The sequence below is a fragment of the Endozoicomonas sp. ALB091 genome (assembly GCF_049310265.1).
In the GTDB taxonomy this organism is placed as follows: Bacteria; Pseudomonadota; Gammaproteobacteria; order Pseudomonadales; family Endozoicomonadaceae; genus Endozoicomonas.
Genome location: NZ_JBLYNQ010000003.1, coordinates 609,663 through 633,756, shown reverse-complemented (window position 1 = coordinate 633,756; position 24,094 = coordinate 609,663). Strand labels below are relative to the sequence as shown.

The window sequence follows — 24,094 nt, the reverse complement described above, 5'->3', positions numbered from 1 at the left end:
CACATATTTCGCTACATACGAACTTTCAGTAGCTGTCGAATCCAGAGAACGCCCATAACGATCATGGCCAGAGCAGTCATCAACAGTTGATTACCACTTTCCGTTGCCAGCAGAGGCGTCAGGTAACCGGGATTAATGATATACAGCAAACCAAACATGCCAAATGGCATCAGACTCAGGACCCAGGCACCTATCCGTCCTTCAGCACTGAGGGTTCTGACCCGGCGCTGAAAACGAAAGCGTTCCCGCATCTGCTGATTAATCCTGCCCAGCACCTCAGTTATATTGCCACCGGTATCCCGCTGCACCAGTATTGACACCACCAGCATCATCATGGCCACGGAAGGTACCCGCTGCAACATGGCAAGCAACGCTCGACGCATATCATTGCCGTAGTTGATATCGGCAAAGGTCAGGGCGAACTCGCCTGCCAGTGGGTTGGCCTGTTCTTCCGACACAATACGAACGGTTTCAATAAAGGGGTGTCCGGCCCGCAGAGCATTGACCATGGTTTCTATGGCATCCGGAAGTTGTTCCTCAATACGATCCAGGCGTTTTTTCCGATCCATGATGACCCGGACAAATGGCAATGCAGTGCCCACCATAAAGGCCATCAGGGAGAACGCTGGGGAACCCGTAAAAAGCCAGAGGCTAAAACCGGCCGTGATCCCCGCCAGCAACCCGGTAGCGACCAGTCTGTGTGCCAGCATTTCCCGGCCAGATTGCTCGATATACAGGCTCAGACGCTCCATCAGGGGCAGCTCTTCCAGTCGACGTTCCCAGGGTTGCAGATGTCTGAGGTATTTTTCCCGCAGAATACGCTGCAGAGTCGGTGTATGGTCTGCCAGTTCAAGGCGGTGCATCCGGCTCTTTAAACGACGGCGGACTTCACGTTTCTCACCCACCAGTGGAACAGTCAGTGAACTGAGCAAGGCAAACACAGCAATAAATACCAGCAGGGCAAATATCAGTTGTGGATTCATGGAGCAACTCCCAGCTCACCTGATGGGCCATACTGCCATTCGGTATCAAAGACATCCCTGGACAGTTCAATACCGTACAGTGCCAGACGGTGATAGAGTTCAGGCACCAGACCGGTGGCCTTGTAAACACCGGTAACCTGACCGGACTCGTCATGGCCGCGGCGCTGGAAGCGGAAAATCTCGGTCATGGTAATGATATCCTGCTCCATTCCGTTCACTTCCTGAATACTCACAATACGACGTTTACCGTCTTCCATGCGTTCCAGCTGCACAACCAGGTCAATGGCAGAAGCGATCTGCTGCCGGAGGGATTGTTGGGAAAATGCCAGGCCCGTCATCTGTACCATATTATCCAGGCGTTGCAGTGCATCCCTGGGCGTATTGGCATGAATCGTCGTCAGGGAGCCATCGTGCCCGGTGTTCATGGCCGTGAGCATATCCAGGGCCTCGGCTCCCCGAACCTCGCCGACCACAATACGATCCGGTCGCATCCGCAAACTGTTTTTGACCAGCTCCCGCTGATTAATTTCCCCTTTGCCTTCCAGATTGGCAGGACGGGTTTCCAGGCGGACCACATGGGGTTGCTGCAGTTGCAGTTCGGCAGAGTCTTCTATGGTGATGATGCGGTCATCTTCAGGAATGCAGCCAGAGAGGGCATTAAGCAGTGTGGTTTTCCCGGTGCCGGTGCCACCGGAGACCAGGATATTCAAGCGCATCCTGACCATGGCCTCCAGGGTTCGGGCCATTTGTGGTGCCATGGCACCCAGTTCCGCCAGGTGCAGAAGGCTCATCCGGTCAACGGTGGCACGGCGGATGGAGAGGGACGGGCCATCCAGTGCCAATGGCGGAATAATCGCGTTTACCCTTGAACCATCGGGCAATCGGGCATCCACCTGTTGTCCTGTTTCCTCTATCTGTCGACGGGCCTGGTCATGGGGGAGCTTGCTCAGGCGGGGCAGATCAAGACGTTCCAGTAACTCTTCATGCACCCGTTGTTGCCAGTGATTCTGCAACTCCCTGAGGCGACGGGCCTGAAGGCTATCTTCTTCGCTGGTCTCTTTGATCACTGGCGACGATAGTGAATTGATTCCGGGAGAGCCCAAGTTCACTTTCCGACAAGTCCAGCCAGTGCAGGGCATTGCGAAGGGAAAGCATATCCTGCTGAATAACCAGGCAGATATCGTCGGCCTGATCCTGGATAAAGGTACTGATATTGGTGGGAAACATAGGCAGGTCAATCACCACATCGTCCCGTCCCTGTTTCAGCAGTTTCAGCAGCCTGGCCAGCTGGTCGGTATCCGGGTCAGAATACGCCATCAGGTCTGGCTGCTTCATGGCCAGCACCTCAAGCCCACTCTCGTGTCTGGCCAGATAACCGGCCAGTGCCGTTTGATCCAGGGAAGGCAGTTCAGTCAGCACATCTTCAAGGCCATAATCGCTGTACAGATCCATAAACTGCAGCACCGAGCCCATTCTGAAATTGAGGTCCAGCAACAGGTTTTTCTGGTGACTGGTTGCCTTGATATGGGCCAGGTTACAGGCCAGAAAGGTGGCACCGGCACCACCGGAGGCAGAAAGCGCGGCAGTTACCCTTGCATGCCTGATGCTTGAGTTGGCCTGCCGATGTTTAAAAAGGGTTTCCAGAAGAGAAAGCAGTTCCTGGTTGCTGAATGGCTCTGGCAGATAATCACTGGCTCCGGCCCGCATGGCGGCTCTCATCAGCAATGGTTGATCGGCAGGGCCGATAACGATCAGCGTCGTTTTTCCGGCGGTGTTGTTTATTACCGGAAGCAGCGATGACAGGGCATTGAGTTGTTGCTCCGGTTGCTGGCCCAGTCGGTGAATGATCACGTCAACCGGTTGTTGTTGCTGGAGTAGCTGTGTGAATGTGTCTTCACTCTGCAGTAACAGGCGTTGGCTATTAATCTCCACTACTGGTGCCAGAATGGCATTCAACCAATCCAGGGACTGCTCTGAATCACCCGTCAACAGTACTTCCAGTTGTTCCTGCTTTTGTTCAGGATAGAGGGGTTCACGGCTGGCTGGTTTGGTATTTTTCATAGATAAACTCACTGACATCTGCCTTCTGACTTTATTATGGGTATTGTTCTTATCAGCTACTGCACGGCGTACCACTGTTTGTCCAACCCAGGCTCTCCCTGGGCAGAATAACCTGGAAAGGGGGCATGGCCATGGTTTTGGGGAACCCCATCAGATTGACCGGAGTGACAAATTCAAATGAATAGCCGCCACTCCCCTGCGCGAGTTGAGCCCTGACAAAACGGATGGAATCATAGGCAGCACAGTTAGCTGGGGAGGCAATGACGCTGCCATCCACATCCAGATAGGCCAGATCAATATTAAACAGCCCGGATTCTTCATCCACATCATCCAGAAAGACTCTGGCGGGCTCCAACATAAAAAAACAGGCAAACTGCTTTCTGGAAAGGTCATTTACACCGCAGGTTGGAGCAACGGGCATTTTCAAGACACGGCGGTTGGTCTCACATCGGCTGGCACCACAAGAGCCTGTGCCATTGTTCAGGTCATTCAGATAGTCGGAATAAATGTAGGGATAGTTCGAAGCCTGCTCTACTTGAGAGGGCCACCTTCTCTGGAATTCATATACTTGCCCTTCACTATTTCCTCTGGGTCTGTACCGGGCAGAATAACGATTCAATACTGAGCAGGCCGAGCCAGTACAGGCTTCTTTATTCCTGGTAGCAAATTTTGAGTTGATATCGGCGCTGAACGCATCATTTCCAAAGGTGTTGATGCCCAGCCGGGTATTTAGGAGGGTTCCCGGGCGCAATGTAAAGGAATCATAACCAAACTCATCGACCACACGAGTGGGAGTATCCTCATACATGAGGACATTTTCACCACTGCCAAGCATGACCGACGTAATCTCGTATAGTAGTGGGATGTTGAGTAATTGTTCATCAAACCCGGTTGTATCAATAAACATCCGGAAACCAATAACATTGTTCAGGTTGGTATCATCCAGGAATGACTCCAGAAAATGGTAAATTTTCGGGTCGTTAGTATCTGCTGGCCCGGGATCACCCAAATTATTGGTACAGGCCATAATTGGCGCAACGCTGTAGGCATGTTCCGGTGCCGGACCGGCGACAGCCGTCGCTGTTAATGTGGTATCTCCAACACCCGCCAGACCCAGCAAAATCGGGGAAACTGTTTCTGAAATACTGACGGCAAAACGCCCGCTCAAATCGGTGCTTACTCCCTCCGGGTCAGAGATATCGATATTCAAAGATTCCGTATTGCCGCCCATTGCCCGCATGGTGTCCAGAGCGTTGGCTTTCGCTGCGTTATAGGTCTCATCGGTAAAGTGATGCCGTTCTTTCATCACGCAACCGGTTAATGCCACTGATACCAGGGTGAGAAGAAGTATGGAACGTTTACTGTGGATCATTAGTAATCACCTCCCAGGTCATGACCGTACTCGCCTTCCGCACCGGCATGGGCTATTCGTTTCTGCGGGTTATCGGTTGCCGACTGAACTTCCAGCATCACCTGGCGGGCACCGCCAATGCTCATCAAACTGATGACACTGGCATCGTCGTCAGTTCCGGCAGCAAAACTCTGAGCCAGACGAATAGCGGAATCCTGAACGATGGCGTCGGATACTTCACCGGAAAGCACAATATCCCGGCCACTGCTGCGCACTTCAATGGTTTCTCCGGGCAGCAGGCGATACAGTTTACGCTTCAGCAGATTCAGGTCGTGGGTCACTTCAATATTGAGATTGGCCAGCAGTTGGTCCTTGTTGTCCCAGGCGTGAATATTGGTTTGTCCCAGGGCTTTGGCAACCACGTATACCTGACCACTGTCCAGTACCAGCAGGTCGGCAATATCGGGATTCCCCACCGAAATCCGGCCCGGCTTGCCCGCAAGATTGATCAGCCGTGACTGATTAATAGCCACCTGATGCTGATGATGACTGCCCCGTGAGATATCAATGGCGCTGGCCGCAAAAGTACGCTCGGGTATCAGTGGGGCTAATAACAGTGTCGAGTAATCTATGATTATCTTGGTTAATCTGCTTTTTTATTGCCTTATTCAACGGTTGCTACTACCTAGTTTCTGCCATCCTCGCTACGGGCGCTATTCTCGGTCAGCCTCCTAGGTGACCCCGTCTAGGTGACCCCGTCGGGACATGTTACAGCCCGACGTTAATCCCTACAGAAGAGCTGCGTAAGACTTACTCCGGTAAGCGGTGGCGTTGACGATGTAGATAAACCCAGATAATCCTGATTATCGTAGGTTTTTAGTAACGGTTGATAACAGACACAGTGAGAGACTGCCGAGAGCGCAGCCTTTGATGCACTTTCTGAAAAACCCTCTGGCCAGCTTCTTGAGAATAATTCGATTCGGTGAACATAACATCGTAAACACTACCCCTGATCAGTTGCTGGAAGCCAGAGAGGCCGGTTGCCCGGAAGCACCCGGGCTGACAGACTGGCCTTTCAGTCGGGTCAGCTCCCGGGAGGTGCCCCGGATAATCTGCAGCCGGTTATCTTCTACCTCCGGATACAAAGATTCTTCCGGATTGCGCAAAGAAAGTTGCAGGCTGCCACGGCTGCTGGCCAGCACCAGGGATTCGCTGTCCCGTGGTGAGACTTCCAGGGTCACCGAGCGCACCACCTGAGGGCGACCACTGTCGTTGATTGCCTGCTGGTCTACTGCCAGCACTACCACATCTGAAAGAAGAATTTCGGAGTTGTCCGTATTATTGGTGCCACCGCTGCGGGCAGTCTGGATAGACAGCACATCCACCCGGTCGCCGGGCAGTACAAAACCGGCAACACCACTGACATCGTTTACCCGAACGCTCACCGCCCGCATGCCCGGCTATACCCGGGTGGCCAGCAAACCACCAGTACCGGCATCGGTTAACCGTGCGGACATAATAATATCCCACGGCAACAGTGCATTCAGGGCCATCTTACCGTTTATTTCTGTAAGCCTGGTCAGGGCACCGTCGGGCAGATGCTCAAGGGCAATATCCATGGTGGAAAATTGCAGAATAACGCCGGTGGCAATGGCCAGGGCATAGGGGAAAATGCTGTGTCAATCTTTCCTTTCAGAGTCTTTCCAATTGCAGCAAAGTCTACTCCTGTAGCGGAGAAAAGTGCTGAAACTCCCGCAATAACTGCCCCAGCCAAAACCGCATACTCAACAGCAGCCAGCCCATCTTCTTCTTTAAGGAAATCGCGAATCAATTGCCTGATCATGTTAATCATCCTTTTACTAACTTTATAAATGTGATCGGTTTGGAAGCGATTGGTACTAATATCCCTGCAATCGCTGGACTTATATTAATCAGCTTGTGTCTATAGTTTGTGTGAATTTGGTCAATATTTTATCTGTATGCCATTTGAACGGATATTTCTTCGGTGAGTTCATACCCTGCGACAAGCCGAATCCTTTTTGATTATTATCTGTTGTCGCCGGTTTTGTCCGTGAGTGATTCCGGATGTTGAACCAGATAGTGCAGCCTTAACAGATGCAACTCATCATAAGAAACCTGTTCCTGCATGGCATCAAACAATGGGCGTAAACGATCAGTACCATGGGTGTTTATGGCTTCCAGAACACGAGCCTGTTGTGCAGGCAATAACCGGGACTGTTGGAGAAAAGCATCCGAAACCGGTAGATGAGCGACTTCCGTCTGGTATTTATAGAGATGGCTGAGCAGGGTAGACAGCTTCAGATTAAACTCCTCCTGAAGACGGTTGAGACAGTTATGCTGGCTGAATGACTCCCCAACCTCAACATGTCGGCCCCGGCTTGTTGTTCGATAACGAGGGCGGCTGTCACTGGCAGAAGGTTGTGCAATCTCTTCTATCTGATGTTTTTCGCAGAATGACCGGATTTCATGGAGAAACGCATCCCCATAGTGATCCAGTTTTACCTGGCCAACACCGCTGACCTGTAACAGGCTGTCCCTGGATTGTGGAAATCTGGCCGACATTTCAATCAGGGTTTTATCGGAAAAAATAATGTACGGCGGCACGTTCTCCTGATCTGCCAGCACCTTGCGACAGGCCCTGAGAATATCAAACAGCTCGTGGTTATAATCCAGACTGCCCTGTTTTTCTGTTGCTGCTTTACTGGCGGGTTCTGCTCTTTGGGTGAGCCTGAGCTGGATTTGCTGAGCCCCTTTGAGCACGGCACGGGCATTGTCGGTCAGTTTTAAGCTGCCGTATTCCGCATCCTGAAGTACCAGGTTTTCCTGTATCAATTTACGGGCCAGTTGCTGCCACTGGGGTCTGGTCAATTCAGTACCGATGCCGTAGGTGGGAATCTGGTCATGTTGGCGCTCCCGGATTCTTTTCGATTTTGAACCCCGCAGCACATCAATCACATAGGAAATACCAAAGAGTTGTCCTGTGCGATAGATGCAGGAGAGCAGTTTCTGGGCGGGCACGGTCACATCGGTAAAGGGTTGTTTTTCGGATAGGCAGTTGTCGCAGAGCTGACAGTTTTCCTGGCTATAGGCTTCACCAAAATAGTGCAGCAGCGGTGCTCTGCGGCACTCCTCGGATTCGGCATAGCCGATCAGGGCGTTCAGGTGCTGGTTGGCGATGCGCTGTTCCGAATCGGGTTTCTGGTTGATAAAGAACTTGACCTTCTGAATATCGCCATAGCTGAACAGGAAGTGGCAGTTGGCAGGCAGTCCGTCCCGCCCGGCACGACCGATCTGCTGATAGTAGCTTTCAATATTCTGGGGCATATCAAAGTGGAGGACAAAACGAACGTTGGATTTATTGATGCCCATGCCAAACGCCACGGTGGCCACCATGATCTGAATATCATCCCGGATAAAAGCGGACTGGTTGGCTTTGCGTACTTCACTGGCAAGTCCGGCATGATAGGGCGCTACGGAACAACCGTTATCAGCCAGAATCTGCGTCAGTTCATCCACCTGTTTCCTGGAATTGCAGTAGATAATGCCGGACTGGTTCTGGTATTTCTCAATCAGTTTCAGGGTCTGGTCAACAGGCTTCTTTTTCTCAATCACCTCCAGAAACAGGTTGGTCCGGTTAAAGCTGGCGATAAACTCATTGCTATCGGACATCTGCAGGCTGGTTTTTATATCCTGCTGTACCCTTGGTGTGGCGGTGGCTGTCAGTGCTACACAGACGGCATTTGGAAAGTGTCGGCGCACCTCCGCCAGTTGCCGGTATTCCGGGCGGAAATCATGGCCCCATTCGGAGATGCAGTGGGCTTCATCAATGGTTAGGCAGTCGATGTTTAGGGTGCTGAGCAACTGTTGCGTACGTTCCAGCATCAGGGTTTCCGGTGCCATATACAGCAGCTTGATATTGCCATTCTGTACCTGGCCCAGGGTGTTATGATAATCCGCACTGCTCAGGGTGCTGTTTAACAGGGCGGCAGGGATGCCCAGAGACGTCAGTTGATGAACCTGATCTTCCATCAGGGAGATCAGCGGCGAGATCACCAGGGTCAGGCCCGGAAAGATCAGCGCCGGGATCTGGTAACAGATAGACTTTCCACCACCGGTGGGCATGATGGCCAGCGTGTCGTTACGAGCCAGTATGTTGTCAATAATGGCGCTCTGGTGTGAGCGAAATGCATCGTATCCAAAGACGGAATTGAGTATTTCTAGTGCTGGTGCGGACATAGCTATTTGGATTCAGGCTGTTTCAGGATAGAAATTCCAGTGGTTGTCCTTTTTACCGTCTTTATGCTGCCATTTTCAACTTTATTTGCTGGTTCAAAAAGGCTGGCCCGTGGAAATTGTATGGGAATTTGCATTGAAGTTATTTTCACCAGCACAGGAGAACAGGCAATTACCCTTTGCCCTCCGTAGCCTTTTGGTTTTAAGCAAGAATAGCCTTCCCACTGTTTTTTGCTAAGAAAAATACTCAGGGTGTGTCTAGTTCACGGTTTCAATGTATTTGACGGGTTCTCTTTATCAATGAAGCCCAAACTCCGTTCGTCCTGAGCGGAGTCGAAGGGCGCAAACTCCATACCCTGAGGACTGTGCCAATCACCCTTCGACTCCGCTCAGGGTGAACGGAGAATACACCCCAAACTCATTGAAATGGTGGGCCAGGAGCACTTGTCACCTCTAATGGTTTTTTTGAGTCTTAACGGCATACCGCACATTTCCCGACTTTGTTTTTCTTGTTGAGGTTGTCATACTTGACCGCTATTTTTTTCAGGGTTCTGAGGTCGTGTTTCACTACTTTTATTGGGTAGTAAATGCGTAGCAAATACGTAGCAAATGGCAGTCGATTTCGGGGTTTTTCAGATTATGTCAGTGGACCTTAGTGGTTAATGAATCAACCTATAGCTAATAAAGAGACAACGGTGGTTTCACCGGGTCGGCGATTTTCCGTGGCACCAATGATGGACTGGACGGACCGACACTGTCGCTACTTCCACCGCGTCCTGTCTGAGCGGGCACTGCTGTACACCGAGATGGTCACCACCGGTGCCCTGGTGTTCGGCGATAAAGACCGCTTTTTACAGCATGATGCATTTGAATACCCATTGGCCATTCAGCTCGGTGGACACGATGCCAGCGACCTTGCCTTTTGTGCCGGGCTGGCGGAAGAGCGGGGTTATCAGGAAGTGAACCTGAACGTGGGTTGTCCCAGTGACCGGGTGCAAAATGGCCGTATCGGTGCCTGTCTGATGGCAGAGCCGGAAACCGTAGCCAATGCTGTCAGAGCCATGAAAGAGCGTGTATCCATTCCGGTAACGGTAAAGCATCGCATTGGTATTAATGGTCGCGAGTCCTGGGAAGAGTTGCTGGACTTTGTCGGTACCGTAGCACAGGCGGGGTGCGATACCTTTATTGTTCATGCCCGTATTGCCGTTCTGGAAGGGCTTTCTCCGAAGGAGAATCGGGATATTCCGCCGTTAAAGCCAGATTGGGTGTATGCGCTTAAAACTCAGTTTCCCGGGCTGAATATTTCTATCAATGGCGGGATCAAGACCTTTGAGGAGATCGATCATCACCTGCAGTATGTGGATGGAGTGATGCTCGGTCGTGAAGCCTACCAGAATCCGTATCTGCTATCGGAGGTGGATGGTCGGCTCTATGGTTGTCAGCAGCCCGTGAAGAGTCGCGCTGAAGTGATCGAGAAGATGCTGCCCTATATTGAGTCAGAGCTTGCCAGGGGAACATGGCTTAGCCATATTACCCGCCATATGCTGGGGCTTTATCACGGTGTACCCGGCGGCCGTCGTTTTCGCCGGCATATCAGTGAAAATGCCCATAAAGCCGGTGCCGGGATTGAAGTGCTGCTTGATGCTGTCAGGCTTGTGGAAAGCGTGTAATACATGGGAGCCTGTCGGACTTAAGACTGTCCTACTGCGGTTGCGGTAAATTGGTCTAAAAATTCCTGCTTCTTCGTCAAATAGCCCCGCTATTCTCCTCAGAAGCAGAAATTTTTATCCTCAATTTCTCGCTACCCTCGCTACGGACGCTTAAGTCCGACAGGCTCCCGGGAGGCAATGTGCAAACCAACGTCAGGCAGTCACCTCTGGCTGCCTGCAACGCTCCAGTTGTTTAACCAGGTCACTGAAGGCCTTCTGGTTGTTTTCATTCAGGCTCATCAGTGTCCTGTGGGCTTCCAGTACCCGGGCATGAATGGATTCCTCACTGCACTCCTCGCATTCAATGTCCTGGTATTCGCAGGTCTGACCGGCGACATCTTCAACAATGATAAAGATTCGCTCAAAACCCATGCTCATAAGGATTCTGGTGATATCAGGGCGGGGAGATATCAGCACTGGCCGCTGGTCTATCTGCTTTCTGGCCATAATGGATAATTTCGCCAATAGCCCCAGTGACGTGCTATCGATGGTTTCCGCCTCTGAAAGGTCAACAATCACAGAACGAAATCGCGGCTCTTCGAACATGGCCTGAAGCAGATTCTCCAGACTGGAGCAGAGGGTGAGTCGAACTTCTCCGATCAGCTTCAGTACGTAGGTACCTTCGCTTTCGGCAAACTGAATTTTTCCGGGTGTCATAATCAGTATCGAGCCAGTATTAACATTGCAATGTCATCAGGAGCTTCCTGAATATCATTGAGTCCCAGTCTTTCGGTCAATGTTGCTATGGTGTCGGCACCTTCTCCGATAACCGATAATAAATGATCTTCCTTTTCTTTGAGGCTTTTCTGGGGCAAAACCTCAAGAATACCATCTGATAGAATAGTTAAGCTGAATTGCCGGGGCAAGTCTATAATGACATCCTCATAAACAGCATCCTCAAACAATCCTACCGGTAAGCCTTTGCCTTCAAGAAAACGGACCTGTTTGCCTTCTTCAGCGATCACGGGTAATGGAAAATGTCCGCCAAACGAGTAGGTAAGCGTCTGGTCACGGGTATTGACTATGCCACCAAACACCGTGACATGTTTTCCCAGTCCGGTTTTCAGCAGGCTCTGGTTGATGTAGCTCAACACATGTGAAGGTTTGACCCTGATTTTACCGCCGTTGTTGTGATAGTCCTGAAGCAGGCTGATGGACATGTGCTTGAGAAGCACGGTAACAAAAGCAGATGACGCGCCATGCCCGGAGACATCGGCCAGATAGAAGGCAAAACTGTGGTCACTGAGCGTGAAATAGTCGACAAAATCCCCGCTTAAATAGAGGGATGGGATGATGTTGTGGTCAACTTTGAAATTCCTGTATTCCAGCGGGTGTCTGGGCAGCATATTCATCTGCACCTGACGGCCGGCTTTCTGGTCCTCCTGCAGCAGGGTCAGGCTGCTCTTCAAAGAGTTGATGGCTTCTTCGAGGCTGGCCCGGTAGCGCTTGTTTTCCATCAGTAACTGGGCTTTTTCAAGAGCCCGGTGGATGGCGTACTCTAATACCTCAAGATCCACGATCGGCTTCACCAGGAAATCGCTGGCGCCAAGGTGCAGGGCTTCTACCACATCGGTCATAACGCCAGCGCCGGAGACAACAATAAAGGGTATGTCACTGGCTTCACTGCGCACCTGGCTCAGCATGGTGAGTCCATCCATGATCGGCATGCGAAGATCACACAGAATCAGGTCCGGATGGCAGTCACGAAAAATATGCAGGCCCTGTTGTCCATTTCCGGCTTCATGGGTTTTGAAGCCAATGCCTTGCAGGTAGGCGACAATGCTTTCACGTACTATAGTGTCATCATCGATGACCAGAATGGTACTGCCGGTCATGGATACACCCGCAAAGTAAAGTGAAGATAAGGACCCACGTGAACCCGATACATTCGGATAAAAAAACCACATTAAAATGTAAAGTTAAGGGAAAAATACTCCCAAGCTGCCTTGGCTGCAAGCGGGAGTATTGGCAAATTAATGTGTTTGCTTAAAGTCATCTGAGCCAATGACTGATGTGATTGTCATTGACGGTTTATAGTTAGAAGTCATCTTCAGGCAGCTGGCCGGTGATCAAATATTCACGTCTTTGTAAATAAGTGTCCCGGATAAACGTGTAACGGTCTCCAAGAATCAGCTCTTCAGCATCCAGGAATTGAGCGCGACGATTGATAAGGTCAATGCCGTCGAGAATCCAGCGATCCCGCTCAGAGTCATGATAGGCTACCGGATTGGTGAATGCATCAGGAATTCGGCCAACACCGGAACGGAACGTACTCGGGCCAAGTAACGGAAGCACAAGATAAGGTCCGGAAGGCACCCCCCAGTTGGCAAAAGCCAGCCCGAAATCGCTGTAGCGCTTATCAAGCCCCATGGGCGTTGCTACATCAATCAGGCCAAGAATACCCGCCGTTGAATTGATGATGAAGCGGCCCGATGACACCAGTGCATCCTGCCCTTTGAGCTGGACGCCGGCGCTGGCGATATTTCTCAGTTCCCCGAGGTTGCTGAAAAAGTTGCTGACTAAGGTTTGCACCGGCCCGGGGGTGACAAAGTGGTAGGTCTTTGCCACTGGCTTCAAGGCATAGTGATCCAGGGTGTCATTCAGTTTGAACACCCGGCGGTTCCAGCTCTCCAGTGGATCATCGTAAGAGACGGGTTCAGTGCCAAACGTCAAAGCGGGAAAGAGTGTCAGTACCATTACGACAACTGAACGAACAATAAACGCAGGAGAATGATTCACACGTTTGATCCTTGATTCCTTGTTAATTTTCAACCTCTTCAATGACTCTGGCACACCTGTTTTCTGTTGCATGCAATGACGGGATGAGTTTCGCAAAGGGTTTTCCTGGACGGTTAGCTGTCGGGATGAGTTATAAAAAAAACGATTAAGAGGCTATTCTAACTTGATCTCATGTACTATTGCCAACCCATAGTCAGCTTCAGAGTCAGAGGTTGAGAACAATCTCCCTGTCCCATCGCCATTGTCCAAGTGTCCCGGTATCACCCCGCCTGACTGGGTGAATCAGCTGTCGGGTTAAAGCCCGGAGTCTGTTTGGCCCCATCGCCCCATCGACGTAACAAAATCACGGACGGGAACGCAACCGCATACATCGTCAGCGAATACACCGCTGCTGGCAGGGCCAGGTCTGGCAAGCCTGTGCTCACGCCACTGATCAATACCGTCAGGGTCAGAGCCATGGGGGAATTCTGAATGCTGGCTTCAATGGCAAGGGTTTTGGACTCGGTACGGGTGAGACTAGACAATCGTACCAGTATTAAACCAAAACACGTCATCACAATGGGTAAGAAAAGAAGTCCCATAACCACTTGGGAAAAGTTAGTCATAACATTTTCGGCGGCGGACGCCACTGCACCAAGCACGATGATGGTCCACAGTGCGTAAGCCAAACGTTCGAGCCCGGTTTCAATCTTTACTGCAATCGACGTTTTAAAATGGCGGAAGACCACCCCGAGTGATACCGGCGTCGTGGTAATCAAAAAGGTGACCAAGGCAATGTCACTGAAGGAATACTGGTTTAATGCATCGCCCAGGAAATGGGTCAATGACAGTGACACCAGGAAAGGAACAGACACAAAGGCCAGAATACTGGTATTGAATTAACTTTTGTAGAGTGGTCAAAGAGAGGCATAGGAAGTTCTTTTTGCTGCTGAAAACTCAGAAACCATAATCCGCTGCCCTCACTTGTGGGAGCACTGGTTTGGACAATCACATTAATAGTGCATCGGGAATAAATATCTCGTTATTCTTTAATGATATCAAAAATTATTTTTTTATTTATAAAATATTTATTTGGCTGGGAAACTAATTAATAACTTTCCACTCTAAAACAAGAGTTCAAATTAATCGATTTTAAATAAAAACATAGAGAGGGAATGATCATGGGACCTGTAACTGATAATCCGGTGAAAACCCTGGCGGCCAATGCTGGGCCGGATACGGCTTATTCATCCGCCATCAAGGGTGTGAACGATGGAGCCAATGCAATACATCAAACAACCAAAGCTGCGGTTGATGACCTGGGCTTTAACAAGCCCGGTTTGATCAAATGGGGAAAATGGCTTGTTGGCAAGCTTGGCCCGTTTGGATACCTTGCCACTATTGTGCTTAGCCCGATACTTATCCCTGCCTCTCTGGCCTATGATGCAGGCAGAGGCATGAAACTCCTGTTCCGCAAGATTGCCAGGGTTGAAGAGCCGGTGCAAAAGCTCCTGCCAATGGTGGAAAAGCAGGTTCAGGAAGTCGGGAAGCTTAAGCATCACAAACAAGAATCTGATTCCAGACATGCACAGGTTTCTGACCAGCTGGCAGCCTGGAAGACCCACTCTGGTGAGTTAAAGAGCCTGAACGATCAGGTTAATGATCAGGCAAAGCAGTTGGAGCTTAAATTAAAACGGGAGCAGATGAGAAATCATGAGCTCAATCATCTGCTTGAACTTTTAGCCAATCGTGCAGATGGTCTTGAGAGCAATAATGCAGATAACCGTAATCGTTATCAGGATATAAGAGTTGCATTGGAGAAACAACTGGCTGAAAAATCGGTACGCATTGCAGAGCTTTCCAAAGAGCTTGAAGCAGCCCGGCAGCAACATGATCATGATCTGGAAGGTGATATGCGGACCAGACAGGAACAGGCTGATGTAATTCATAATCTTGAGAGCAAATTAGCAGCAGACCAGCAGCGAATGTCTGATTTAGAGGGTCTTTACGAGGCAGAGATATGCAAATTATCAGGTCGGCATCTCTTTGAAACGATGAAGTCAGATAATCAGCATAAGCTTGAATTGAAGGAGCTTTCGGCGACGCATCAATCTGATATGGATAAATTAGCGGGTGGTTATGAAGAAGCTATTAAGGATATCGAGGCTGAAAACGAAGAGCAGGTTCAAAAGCTGAAGGCGGAATGCAGCGAATTGGATCAGATGATGAAAGATCAATGTGCTAATAATGAGAGTCTGCAGTTTGTGGAAACATCGCTTAGAGCCCAGGTATCTCAGCTTGAACAACAATACAGTCAATCTTGTGATCAATTAACGAGTTTGAAGGAGCAATACAGTAATCTGCTTAAAGAAAAAGAAGCGGAAGCAAAGGCCGAAATTCATGCCCGATCACAGCTTGAGAATCATATTAAGCAACTTCAGGCGACACTGGATATTCCAAAGGATTCACCTGGAGTGCAGACATCTGAAGTCACAGTAAGTGAACCCCGAGTGCGGGTCGATATGTCTGCCCAGACAGAGATTGGTTCCTCGGATGCTGATTACCACATGGTTGAAGGTACCCTGGCAGGAGCGGGGTTTGAATTACTGATAAAACAGGCAGTTTCTGAGGACGAAGAGTCGCTGGGTATGCCTGTCCACGGTAACTCGGAGCAGGAAGTGGTAAACGTCAATGTCGGTACTCAATCTGAGCTGGAAAATATAACCGATAAGCTTCATGTTGCAGAAAGCAGTGTTCTGGACCTTTCTAATGAGTTGCGTGACCTCAGGGAAAAACTTAAAAGTAACGAAGGTGATGTAGCTCGTTTGGTGGAAGAAAATAAACAACTGTCAGAAGAAAAAGCAAAGCAAGATGAAGATTTAAATTCTCTGGAAATGTTGATTAGTGGAGAACGTTCGGATAGTGCGGATTTAACAGGTTTAAAAGGAGCATTAAAAGACAGGCTTGAAGCTGACGCTATGACAATCGGGGAGCTGGACGCTAAATTAAAATCTATTGATGAAGCAAAGCTCAAACTGCTGACACAAAATCAGGAATTGCATTACGAGAATGAGCGTTTATTGCAAGCAGTCAATCAATTTGAGGCGCTGCAGGAACAACAGGAAAAATTCATTGAACTTAATAAGGAGCTGCAGCAACAACAAAAGCAAGACGATCAAAGTACCGCTGAATTACCTCGGACTGAAACGCCTGGGTCAGTAGCTGCAAATGAGGTAGTAGAATCCGAAAATGTTGAACAAAAGCCATAACGCCAGTAGCAACCCAAAGGACGGCATTATCGCAAGCAACAGTTCGGCTGGATAGTGTCATGATTGGTTTAGTGAAGTGGCCCTATAGCCAGCTCTACAAATCCTTGTATCTGGCTTTTGATTACGGAGCGAAGCCCATGGCCTCATGGACATGGAAAAAGAGTACGGCTATTGCCGATTCTATACGGCAGAGCACCGGTTGGCTTAGTCGGAAGATATGGGCAAAAACGCCTGATCGGGCCGATTCCTGTGCTAACACGGACAGTCTGCCAGTGTCTTCCAGGCCGGAAGCGGATACTTCAACTTTACCCGATAATCCGGAAGTTTAGTTACGGCTATGCTATCCGGTTTATTCCTTGCATAGTCAGCCTCCGAGAAGCCTGCCTTACTTAATACTGTCCTGCGCGGCAACTGCTCCTGCGTTCCCCTGATACATGGTTTCAATGTCATTGATGGGTTCTCTATCAATGACGCCCAAACTTTGTTCATCCCAAGCGGAGTCGAAGGGTGTAAACACCATACCCAAGACTGTGCCAATCACCCTTCGTTCGTGCATCCTGCGCTGAGATTACACCTCAAACTCATTGAAACGGTGTGCCTGCTCCTGCATCCATGCAGTCGTGCGGTTGCGATAAATGGGTCTAAAACCCCGAACAACCCGATTGTCGAGTTTTCTCTCCCTGGTTTTCAGATAATGAGTTATCGGATATTGAAATTAAAACACTGTCTTTTGATTTTAAAAAAAATATGAATTCATGCAACTTTCTCCAGCTTTATCTTCTCCAAGCATTGTTATTTTGGCCCAACAAAAAATGCAAGGTAATAAAATGTCTTATAGCAATATCATGACAACTCCCCCCGCGCCCAGCTTATATACTGGTGTGCCGCCGTCTGCTCCCGAAACGGGGCAGGGGCAGGTTTCCTGGGGGGGGAATAGAGTATCTGATCACAAGGCTGACATGCCTCATTTGTCAGGGCATCAGGAAGGGCGAGCTCCATCATTTGATGGCTCTCCCCCTTTTGATGGTCGTGTTGTTGATCATGTTAACCCTGAGGCTATGTTCAGGTTGAAGGATCACAACAATGAGCTGAGGAAGCAGAAAAATGAACTTCGCATGGCACTTCGTGACACCAGGGAAAAACTAAAAGCCAGTGAACAACGAAGTCATCAACTGGCAAAAAGAGCTGATATTACTCCTGACAGATATACTGAATTATTAGCGACGGAGCGAAGATCCTCAAGATGGGAGAATTCGAGCCAGCGCATGACTGATTGTACGGAGCGACTCCTGGACTCTCACCAAATGGCCGGTCAAACAATCGAGATGCTACTGGCGAAGAATGAATCATTAACTGAGTTACAGGGGCAGATGAGTGACACTCTTAATAGTGTCAACCATGAGCTCAAAGGGGAGAGAGAGCAATCAGAGCAGGCTCAATTGAAATGGAGCGAGGCAGAGCAAGAGGTAGCCCGACTAAACACTGAGTTGCAATCTGCGCATGCGGATAAACAATCTCTGGAAGGTCAGCTCAATCGCGCGTTAGACCATGCAAGCAATGCTGAAGGCAAGATGTATGCAGAGGCTGAGAAGAATCTTCAGCTGAAATCCGCAATGTCAGAGCTGGTGACTGAAAAGTCAGGGCTGTCAGCGACCATTGAGAACATGGATCGTCGCGTGGCTTTTTTGAACAAAGAGATTGAGCGGGATGGGCAGGCGCTGTCTGCAACAAACCTGGAGAAGAACCAGTTAAAAGAAGAGTTGGACTCATATCGGAAAAATGAGACCCGGTTGCAAAATGAGCTACATAACACGAAAACCAGTCTGGAGGTTGCCAATGACCAACTGACCCGCTCGGAGAATTTATTAAGTGATACACAAAATGAACTTTCGGAAATAAAGAAAGAGGCACTTTCCCTGGAGCAACAGCTGACCAGGGTTCAGGCGGATAAAAATCACGTATCGGAATGCGCCAGGCAACTGCAGACCACGCTAAAGGAGAAACTGGAGTCAATAGAAAACCTCCAGACTGAACGTGCACGAATGGGAAAAGAAGTTGACTCTTTACGGGAGGAGGTGGGTCAAAGTAAGGGACGGGTCGCTCACCTGGAGCAAGAACTGAAAGCAAGCGAAAGAAATATTAAAGGTTTAGAGCAACGAATCGAACAACAGGTGTCAGAACTTGGCACTATGCATCGCATGGGAACGGAGTTTAATACTACAAAAACCCTTAATACAGAGTTGCAGCAGAAAAATCAGAAACTAACGGGTGAATTGGAAACAGCTCATAAGCAGGCCAGGGATAACCGGGCCCTGTACGATGCAACTTTACTTGAAAAGGGTAAAACGGATCAGGCTCTGATGAAGGAGCAGAAATCTCATAAAACAGATATTGAAAATTCACAAATAACGATCCAGAGTCAACAGGAATTAATTCAGACTCATTTGTCATCAATTTCGGCGCGTGAGAAAGAGATTCGTGATCTGAACACTCAGGTACGTGGCCTTGGTGCCGAATTGGCTACAGCTAAAGCTGAAGGTAATAAGGAAGAAATTCAAAGACTACGCCACGATGTTGCAGTAAAAGAACAAAAAATTGCGATACTTCAGGAACAGCAAAGGGTATCCCAGACACAGATAGATACGCTGCGAGAACAGGTCGATCAGCTGCAGCAAAAACTGGCTGAATCTGAGCTGGAGTGTAAGAAGGGGGTGGCAACCATCAATGGTCATATGTCTTTAATGAATAAAGCAGAAGTTGAGATCCGGGAGCTACGAGAACAACTGGAGGGAATCAACAGTATTAAAAAAAGCATTCTTGAACTGAAAGGTGGTGTACAAATGACTGGTAAGCGTATGGATGATTTCAGTGGTCGTTTACAAAGTTGTGAGGAGAAAATACAGGAATTTATCAGCAAAATAGAACCAATTATTAATATCCCGAACTTTGCCCCGCTGGTGAATGATATAAAGAGTGAATTGAAAGGGCTGGGTAAAGAGTTCTCGACGATAAGAACGGAGCAGGTGCAGAACGAAAATAGACTTGCTTCTCTGGAATCAAGAACAGAGCTGCTGGAAAGTACCAGCAAGACAAGTGTCACCATTAAAAGAGAAGAGAGGTCTATTGAGTCAGGCTATTCTTCATTGGTAACGAGTACGCCAGGCTTTGATGACCTGTCCCAGTATGAGATCCAGAGAGGGCTCGCTGCCGACCTGGGGGGTGAGGGTGCAGCTGGCAGTATCAGCCAGAGTCGCCTGAACCAGGCAGGTGGGGATTCAGCGTACACTTCATTGCAATTACAGAGTCAATCAACAGCTGATGGGACAATGGTTCAATCAAGGCCGACCCACCTGCAGGATGGCTCCAGTTTGATAGGCGGCCTGACACCGATTGGGCGTTATGGGGACGGCTTTTCATCCTCGGAGGATAACTACTTGCGTGATCCTTCCCCTGACATTCAGGAACTATTAAATGAGAATTTTGACTCTGAATCTCGTTCGGAAAGTATTGACCACAGTATGAGTAGTTCGAGGGATATGGACACCATGGAGTCGTTAACAATGCCACTCAACGGAGATAGCAGCGACGAAGTGTGACACTAATCATCTGGCTGAGGATACCTCTGAAGCGATTCAGAGGTATTTTTATGTGTATGGAATGAATACCTCTGTGAAAAAATTGTTTCAATCCGGAACGCTGCCGATGGCAGTCCCCATTTTTATTTTGTTGTCTGGCTGGTGGTGTTCAAGCCAGCCCAAATCATTTGTCTCAGGGTTCCGCTGGTGGGCATGTGAACACGATGATAGTCCCCCGGGGAGAGGTAGATAGTCATAAACAGGCCATGCTTGAATCGGCTGGCCAGCTGATTGTCTCCGGCAAATAACGCTGAAAGGCTGTAATCATGTTGCTTTGCCTGAAAAATCCGGCCGTTGTCAACAGCTCCCATCTGGCTGATAGTGCCATCTACCGGGCTGATGATCAGATCCGGGTCGTCCGGGAGCGGGCGTGCCCCTTTTTTCAGGGCGCGTGTGAAAAAGTCGTTAAAGTTCCGATAGTTATCAGGATGCTCATGGAGCGCTTCACTCAAATCGATGTTATTTCTGGCGGTGAATTCGCTGATTAACTGATTTTTAAGCCATGGCCATTTTTTTTCAGCGAGGGAGTGAGCCAGATAGTTGATCAATTGGTGAGGCAGCAGCCTTTGCAGGTAAGGGGGGACGCTGTAAGCAGTTTCTGACTGGGCAGGGGGCTGCTCAGCTATAGAACATTCAGAAAAGCTGATAATTGCTGTCAGAATAATGCAGCCGGTCAGTAGTATTCGCTGTAAACAGAGCATGCAGGGTATCGCGGTCAGTGCCTTCCAAGTAGTTGGTTAAAAGATTAGACCGCGAAAAGAGAAAAAAGTTACCCGGGAATCGGGTTTCTGAAGTCAATAACTTCAGGACAGGGACCCCTTGAGGGATCCCATTGATTAGCTACTTACGCTTCACCAGCCCCCTGGGAGGCACGGCAAACGTAGATATCAGCCACAAGGCCATTGGAGCAGGTCGGATAGTGTTCAGTAACCGCCTGTGTGACCGCATCCACTTTTTCCGCTGGAATCAGTGCAACGACGCAACCGCCAAAGCCGCCACCGGTCATTCTGACACCGCCTTCACTGCCAATCACCGCTTTGACAATATCAACAATACCGTCGATGGGCGGTACGGTAATCTCAAAGTCGTCCCGCATGGAGAGATGGGATTCAGCCATTAATCTGCCCATGGCTTCCAGGTCACCCCTGCCCAGTGCTTCGGCAGCGGCCAGGGTGCGATCATTTTCAGTCACCACATGGCGGGCCCGCCGGTAGGTCAGTTCATCCAGTTCGCCCTGGCTGGCTTCCAGCTGGTCCAGGGTGATATCCCGCAGGGCTTTGACGCCAAAGTGCTGTGCTGCTGCTTCGCACTGTGCACGACGGGTGTTGTATTCGCTGTCTACCAGGCCACGTTTGACATTGGAGTTGATAATCACCACCGCTGCATTTTCAGGGATGGGCACCAGTCGGGTATCCAGGGATCGACAGTCCAGCAGCATGGCATGGTCTTCCTTGCCGCAGGCGGAAATCATCTGGTCCATAATGCCGCACTTGCAGCCAACAAACTCGTTCTCTGCCTGCTGGCCAATCAATGCCAGCTCTTTCAGGCTGACATCCAGTCCGGCCATTCGGGTCAGGGTCAGTCCGGTAACCACTTCCAGGCAGGCGGATGAACTTAGGCCAGCGCCCTGGGGAACATTGCCAATAATGGCAATATTGACACCCTTGAGGCTCATTTCCTTTTCCAGCAGTACGGTGGCGACACCACGGATGTAGTTGCTCCAGAAGGCTTCTTCACTGTGCGGAACCGGCAGAGACAGTTCAAACTCGGTTACCTGCCCGTCGTAACTGTGCGCCGTGGCCATGACTTTCTGGTCATCCCTGGGAGAAGCCGCAATCATTGCCTGGTATTCAATGGCACAGGGCAATACATAACCATCGTTGTAGTCGGTGTGCTCACCAATCAGATTGACCCGGCCAGGTGCCTGGAAATAGTGGGTTGGCTGATGACCGAAGGTTATCTCGAACAGTGCAGTCAGGGTTTGTTTCTGGTTCATCTTACTTTCCATAACTCGGAGCAATCTTAAAGGCTTTTTTCAGGCTCTGGGCTGCTTGCCAGATAATGCACATCGGACAGTTCGCGCAGACGGGCGGCAGCCTGTTCCGCGGTCAGGTCACGCTGGGTTTCTGCCAGCATTTCAAAACCCACCATAAACTTGCGAACGGTGGCTGATCTCAGCAGTGGTGGATAGAAATGGGCGTGCAGTTGCCAGTGACTATCATCGGCATTGACCTCCCCCTGATGGCACGGCGCACCATGCCAGCCCATAGAGTAGGGGAATGACGTCTGGAACAGATTGTCGTACTTTGTCGTCAGTTTTTTCAGGATGTCGGCCAGGGCATCACGTTCCACTTCGGTCAGATCCGGCATGCGCAGCACCTGTCGCTTGGGCAGCAGGAGCGTTTCAAACGGCCAGGCTGCCCAGTAGGGAACCACGGCAATCCAGTGATCATTTTCAACGACAGTACGTTCACTGGACTCAGATTCCCGCAGGGCGTATTCAACCAGCATATTGGTGCCTTTTTCCTGCAGCCATTGACGTTGGTTGTCGTCTTCTTTGCGCGCTTCGTTGGGCAGAAAGCTGCTGGCCCAGATCTGCCCATGGGGGTGGGGATTGGAACAGCCCATCACGGCCCCTTTATTTTCAAACAGCTGTACCCAGGGGTAACTCTGTCCCAGTTCGATAACCTGTTCTGCCCAGGTATCAACCACCTTGCGGATTTCCTGTTCGGTCAACTGTGGCAGGGTTTTACTGTGATCCGGTGAAAAACAGATCACCCGTGCTTCTCCCCTGGCGGAGCTGCTCTGGAAAAGGTCTGACTCGCTGGTTGCATCCGGGGTATCCGTCAGCAGTGCCGGGAAGTCATTGGGGAAAATGTAGGGATCGGTGTAGTCCGGGTTGTGGTCACCGGTAATACGGTCATTTCCCGGGCAGAGAAAGCACTCAGGATCATGCACGGGGCGAAAGTCCGGCGCTGTTTTTTCCACCTGCCCCTGCCATGGGCGTTTGGCACGATGGGGAGATACCAGTACCCAGTCGCCAATCAGCGGGTTGAATCGACGGTGTGGGTGATCAACAGGATTAAATGGTGTCATTGGTTAAATCCGTTCGGGTTTTCTGACTGCCAGCGCCAGGTATCGATGGTCATATCGTCAACGGTGCGGGTGGCTTTCCAGCCCAGCTTTTGTTCTGCATAGGCCGGGTCGGCGTAACACTGGGCGATATCCCCGGGACGGCGTGGCTGGATTTGGTGAGGCAGTTGTTTGCCACAGGCTTTTTCAAAGGCGTGCAGCATATCCAGAACACTGCTGCCTTTGCCGGTACCCAGGTTATAGGTGTGGACACCCTGATCGGTCCAATGGGTACGCAATGCTGCCAGATGGCCAAGGGCCAGATCAACCACATGGATATAGTCACGCACACCGGTACCATCGTGGGTCGCGTAGTCGTTGCCAAAGATGTTGAGCTGCTCCAGCTTGCCAACGGCTACCTGGGCAATATACGGCATCAGGTTGTTGGGTATACCACTTGGGTCTTCGCCGATAAGGCCGGATTCGTGGGCACCCACCGGGTTGAAGTAGCGTAGAATACTGAAATTCCATCGATCATCGGAAGCCGCCGTATCACGGAGGATCTCCTCCACCATGAACTTGCTGCGTCCATAGGGGTTGGTAACCTGGCCAACCGGGAAGTCTTCCCTGATCGGCACTTCATGGGGGTCGCCATACACGGTGGCAGAAGAGCTGAAGACCAGGTGTCGTACGTCAAACTCATCCATGACTTCCAGAAGTTTAACCGTTCCGTTGACGTTGTTATCAAAATAAGCCAACGGTATCCGGGTAGACTCACCAACGGCTTTTAACCCGGCAAAATGAATCACCGCTTCAATGGTGTGCCTGGTGAATACGGTGCGCAGGGCCTCTTTATCGCGTATATCCACAGGATAAAAAGCGGGCTGCTTACCCGTCAGGCTTTCCACCCGGTGTAGCGCGGTCTCATGGCTGTTGCACAGGTTATCTACGACGACCACGTCATAACCGGCATTCAGTAATTCCAGACAGGTGTGGCTGCCAATGTAGCCAGCCCCGCCGGTGATCAGGATACTCATTGTCT

At 50.1% G+C, this 24,094-nt stretch carries 20 protein-coding genes; 4 read left to right on the top strand and 16 right to left on the bottom strand.

The window, feature by feature from the left end; translation table 11 throughout:
• Nucleotides 1–11 precede the first annotated feature (11 nt).
• The 8 genes from ACO6UX_RS05770 to recQ all read right to left on the bottom strand — a co-directional run bounded on the left by ACO6UX_RS05770 (nucleotide 12) and on the right by recQ (nucleotide 8,652).
• A complete protein-coding gene (locus ACO6UX_RS05770) occupies nucleotides 12–983 on the bottom strand; it encodes a type II secretion system F family protein (protein ID WP_422445695.1) in 972 nt (323 codons plus the stop codon).
• Complete coding sequence (locus ACO6UX_RS05765) at nucleotides 980–2,092, bottom strand: CpaF family protein (RefSeq protein WP_422445693.1); 1,113 nt, start codon at nucleotides 2,090–2,092, stop codon at nucleotides 980–982. The genes ACO6UX_RS05770 and ACO6UX_RS05765 overlap by 4 nt, the downstream gene beginning before the upstream one ends.
• Nucleotides 2,022–3,044 (bottom strand): AAA family ATPase, encoded by a 1,023-nt coding sequence (locus ACO6UX_RS05760; protein WP_422445691.1) that lies wholly within the window; start codon nucleotides 3,042–3,044, stop codon nucleotides 2,022–2,024. The genes ACO6UX_RS05765 and ACO6UX_RS05760 overlap by 71 nt, the downstream gene beginning before the upstream one ends.
• Nucleotides 3,045–3,096: 52 nt before the next feature.
• Nucleotides 3,097–4,416 (bottom strand): hypothetical protein, encoded by a 1,320-nt coding sequence (locus tag ACO6UX_RS05755; RefSeq protein ID WP_422445689.1) that lies wholly within the window; start codon nucleotides 4,414–4,416, stop codon nucleotides 3,097–3,099.
• Entirely contained in the window at nucleotides 4,416–4,928 is a 513-nt protein-coding gene (locus ACO6UX_RS05750) for a pilus assembly protein N-terminal domain-containing protein (protein WP_422445687.1), read from the bottom strand. The genes ACO6UX_RS05755 and ACO6UX_RS05750 overlap by 1 nt, the downstream gene beginning before the upstream one ends.
• Before the next feature lie 480 nt (nucleotides 4,929–5,408).
• Nucleotides 5,409–5,849: a Flp pilus assembly protein CpaB gene (gene cpaB / locus ACO6UX_RS05745; RefSeq protein ID WP_422445685.1), complete on the bottom strand. Its 441-nt coding sequence runs from the start codon at nucleotides 5,847–5,849 to the stop codon at nucleotides 5,409–5,411.
• A gap of 6 nt (nucleotides 5,850–5,855) precedes the next feature.
• Nucleotides 5,856–6,014: a hypothetical protein gene (locus tag ACO6UX_RS05740; protein WP_422445683.1), complete on the bottom strand. Its 159-nt coding sequence runs from the start codon at nucleotides 6,012–6,014 to the stop codon at nucleotides 5,856–5,858.
• Between the two features lie 427 nt (nucleotides 6,015–6,441).
• Nucleotides 6,442–8,652, bottom strand: a complete 2,211-nt coding sequence (recQ, locus tag ACO6UX_RS05735; protein WP_422445681.1) for a DNA helicase RecQ — start codon at nucleotides 8,650–8,652, stop codon at nucleotides 6,442–6,444.
• 659 nt (nucleotides 8,653–9,311) lie between these two features.
• Between recQ and dusA the strand changes: the two genes are divergently transcribed.
• Nucleotides 9,312–10,319, top strand: coding sequence for a tRNA dihydrouridine(20/20a) synthase DusA (gene dusA / locus ACO6UX_RS05730; protein WP_422445679.1), 1,008 nt, complete (start codon nucleotides 9,312–9,314; stop codon nucleotides 10,317–10,319).
• 192 nt (nucleotides 10,320–10,511) lie between these two features.
• Here the strand turns inward: dusA and ACO6UX_RS05725 are convergent, their stop codons facing one another.
• From ACO6UX_RS05725 to ACO6UX_RS05710, 4 genes are all read right to left on the bottom strand, one after another.
• Nucleotides 10,512–11,015 (bottom strand): STAS domain-containing protein, encoded by a 504-nt coding sequence (locus tag ACO6UX_RS05725; RefSeq protein WP_101748885.1) that lies wholly within the window; start codon nucleotides 11,013–11,015, stop codon nucleotides 10,512–10,514.
• Nucleotides 11,016–11,017: 2 nt separating this feature from the next.
• Nucleotides 11,018–12,193: a SpoIIE family protein phosphatase gene (locus ACO6UX_RS05720; RefSeq protein ID WP_422445676.1), complete on the bottom strand. Its 1,176-nt coding sequence runs from the start codon at nucleotides 12,191–12,193 to the stop codon at nucleotides 11,018–11,020.
• Nucleotides 12,194–12,395: 202 nt separating this feature from the next.
• Nucleotides 12,396–13,097, bottom strand: a complete 702-nt coding sequence (locus tag ACO6UX_RS05715; RefSeq protein ID WP_422445674.1) for an MlaA family lipoprotein — start codon at nucleotides 13,095–13,097, stop codon at nucleotides 12,396–12,398.
• 260 nt (nucleotides 13,098–13,357) lie between these two features.
• Entirely contained in the window at nucleotides 13,358–13,960 is a 603-nt protein-coding gene (locus ACO6UX_RS05710; protein ID WP_422446153.1) for a hypothetical protein, read from the bottom strand.
• 573 nt (nucleotides 13,961–14,533) lie between these two features.
• On the opposite strand from ACO6UX_RS05710, the gene ACO6UX_RS05705 reads away from it, so the two are divergent.
• The 3 genes from ACO6UX_RS05705 to ACO6UX_RS05695 all read left to right on the top strand — a co-directional run bounded on the left by ACO6UX_RS05705 (nucleotide 14,534) and on the right by ACO6UX_RS05695 (nucleotide 19,941).
• Nucleotides 14,534–16,345, top strand: a complete 1,812-nt coding sequence (locus ACO6UX_RS05705; RefSeq protein WP_422445672.1) for a hypothetical protein — start codon at nucleotides 14,534–14,536, stop codon at nucleotides 16,343–16,345.
• A gap of 59 nt (nucleotides 16,346–16,404) precedes the next feature.
• Nucleotides 16,405–16,674, top strand: coding sequence for a hypothetical protein (locus tag ACO6UX_RS05700; RefSeq protein WP_422445670.1), 270 nt, complete (start codon nucleotides 16,405–16,407; stop codon nucleotides 16,672–16,674).
• 498 nt (nucleotides 16,675–17,172) lie between these two features.
• Nucleotides 17,173–19,941, top strand: a complete 2,769-nt coding sequence (locus ACO6UX_RS05695) for a hypothetical protein (RefSeq protein ID WP_422445668.1) — start codon at nucleotides 17,173–17,175, stop codon at nucleotides 19,939–19,941.
• A 122-nt stretch (nucleotides 19,942–20,063) separates the two neighbouring features.
• On the opposite strand, the gene asd is transcribed toward ACO6UX_RS05695, so the two are convergent.
• From asd to galE, 4 genes are all read right to left on the bottom strand, one after another.
• The gene (asd, locus tag ACO6UX_RS05690) at nucleotides 20,064–20,681 is read right to left on the bottom strand and encodes an archaetidylserine decarboxylase (protein WP_422445666.1); all 618 of its coding nucleotides are present in this window, start codon (nucleotides 20,679–20,681) and stop codon (nucleotides 20,064–20,066) included.
• Nucleotides 20,682–20,824: 143 nt separating this feature from the next.
• Nucleotides 20,825–21,976, bottom strand: coding sequence for a galactokinase (gene galK, locus ACO6UX_RS05685; protein ID WP_422445664.1), 1,152 nt, complete (start codon nucleotides 21,974–21,976; stop codon nucleotides 20,825–20,827).
• A 26-nt stretch (nucleotides 21,977–22,002) separates the two neighbouring features.
• Entirely contained in the window at nucleotides 22,003–23,076 is a 1,074-nt protein-coding gene (locus ACO6UX_RS05680; protein WP_422445662.1) for a UDP-glucose--hexose-1-phosphate uridylyltransferase, read from the bottom strand.
• Nucleotides 23,073–24,089 carry a UDP-glucose 4-epimerase GalE gene (gene galE / locus ACO6UX_RS05675; RefSeq protein WP_422445660.1) on the bottom strand — a complete coding sequence of 339 codons (1,017 nt, stop codon included), beginning with the start codon at nucleotides 24,087–24,089 and terminating at the stop codon, nucleotides 23,073–23,075. The genes ACO6UX_RS05680 and galE overlap by 4 nt, the downstream gene beginning before the upstream one ends.
• Nucleotides 24,090–24,094 lie beyond the last annotated feature (5 nt).

Coding starts and splice junctions, on each gene's coding strand:
- cpaB (WP_422445685.1), bottom strand. CDS start 5,849: ATGCGGGCGGTGAGCGTTCGGGTAAACGATGTCAGTGGTGTTGCCGGT.
- ACO6UX_RS05695 (WP_422445668.1), top strand. CDS start 17,173: ATGTCTTATAGCAATATCATGACAACTCCCCCCGCGCCCAGCTTATAT.
- ACO6UX_RS05725 (WP_101748885.1), bottom strand. CDS start 11,015: ATGACACCCGGAAAAATTCAGTTTGCCGAAAGCGAAGGTACCTACGTA.
- asd (WP_422445666.1), bottom strand. CDS start 20,681: ATGCTCTGTTTACAGCGAATACTACTGACCGGCTGCATTATTCTGACA.
- ACO6UX_RS05740 (WP_422445683.1), bottom strand. CDS start 6,014: ATGGATATTGCCCTTGAGCATCTGCCCGACGGTGCCCTGACCAGGCTT.
- galE (WP_422445660.1), bottom strand. CDS start 24,089: ATGAGTATCCTGATCACCGGCGGGGCTGGCTACATTGGCAGCCACACC.
- recQ (WP_422445681.1), bottom strand. CDS start 8,652: ATGTCCGCACCAGCACTAGAAATACTCAATTCCGTCTTTGGATACGAT.
- dusA (WP_422445679.1), top strand. CDS start 9,312: ATGAATCAACCTATAGCTAATAAAGAGACAACGGTGGTTTCACCGGGT.
- ACO6UX_RS05770 (WP_422445695.1), bottom strand. CDS start 983: ATGAATCCACAACTGATATTTGCCCTGCTGGTATTTATTGCTGTGTTT.
- ACO6UX_RS05755 (WP_422445689.1), bottom strand. CDS start 4,416: ATGATCCACAGTAAACGTTCCATACTTCTTCTCACCCTGGTATCAGTG.
- ACO6UX_RS05705 (WP_422445672.1), top strand. CDS start 14,534: ATGAAACTCCTGTTCCGCAAGATTGCCAGGGTTGAAGAGCCGGTGCAA.
- galK (WP_422445664.1), bottom strand. CDS start 21,976: ATGAACCAGAAACAAACCCTGACTGCACTGTTCGAGATAACCTTCGGT.
- ACO6UX_RS05760 (WP_422445691.1), bottom strand. CDS start 3,044: ATGAAAAATACCAAACCAGCCAGCCGTGAACCCCTCTATCCTGAACAA.
- ACO6UX_RS05700 (WP_422445670.1), top strand. CDS start 16,405: ATGATTGGTTTAGTGAAGTGGCCCTATAGCCAGCTCTACAAATCCTTG.
- ACO6UX_RS05680 (WP_422445662.1), bottom strand. CDS start 23,076: ATGACACCATTTAATCCTGTTGATCACCCACACCGTCGATTCAACCCG.
- ACO6UX_RS05720 (WP_422445676.1), bottom strand. CDS start 12,193: ATGACCGGCAGTACCATTCTGGTCATCGATGATGACACTATAGTACGT.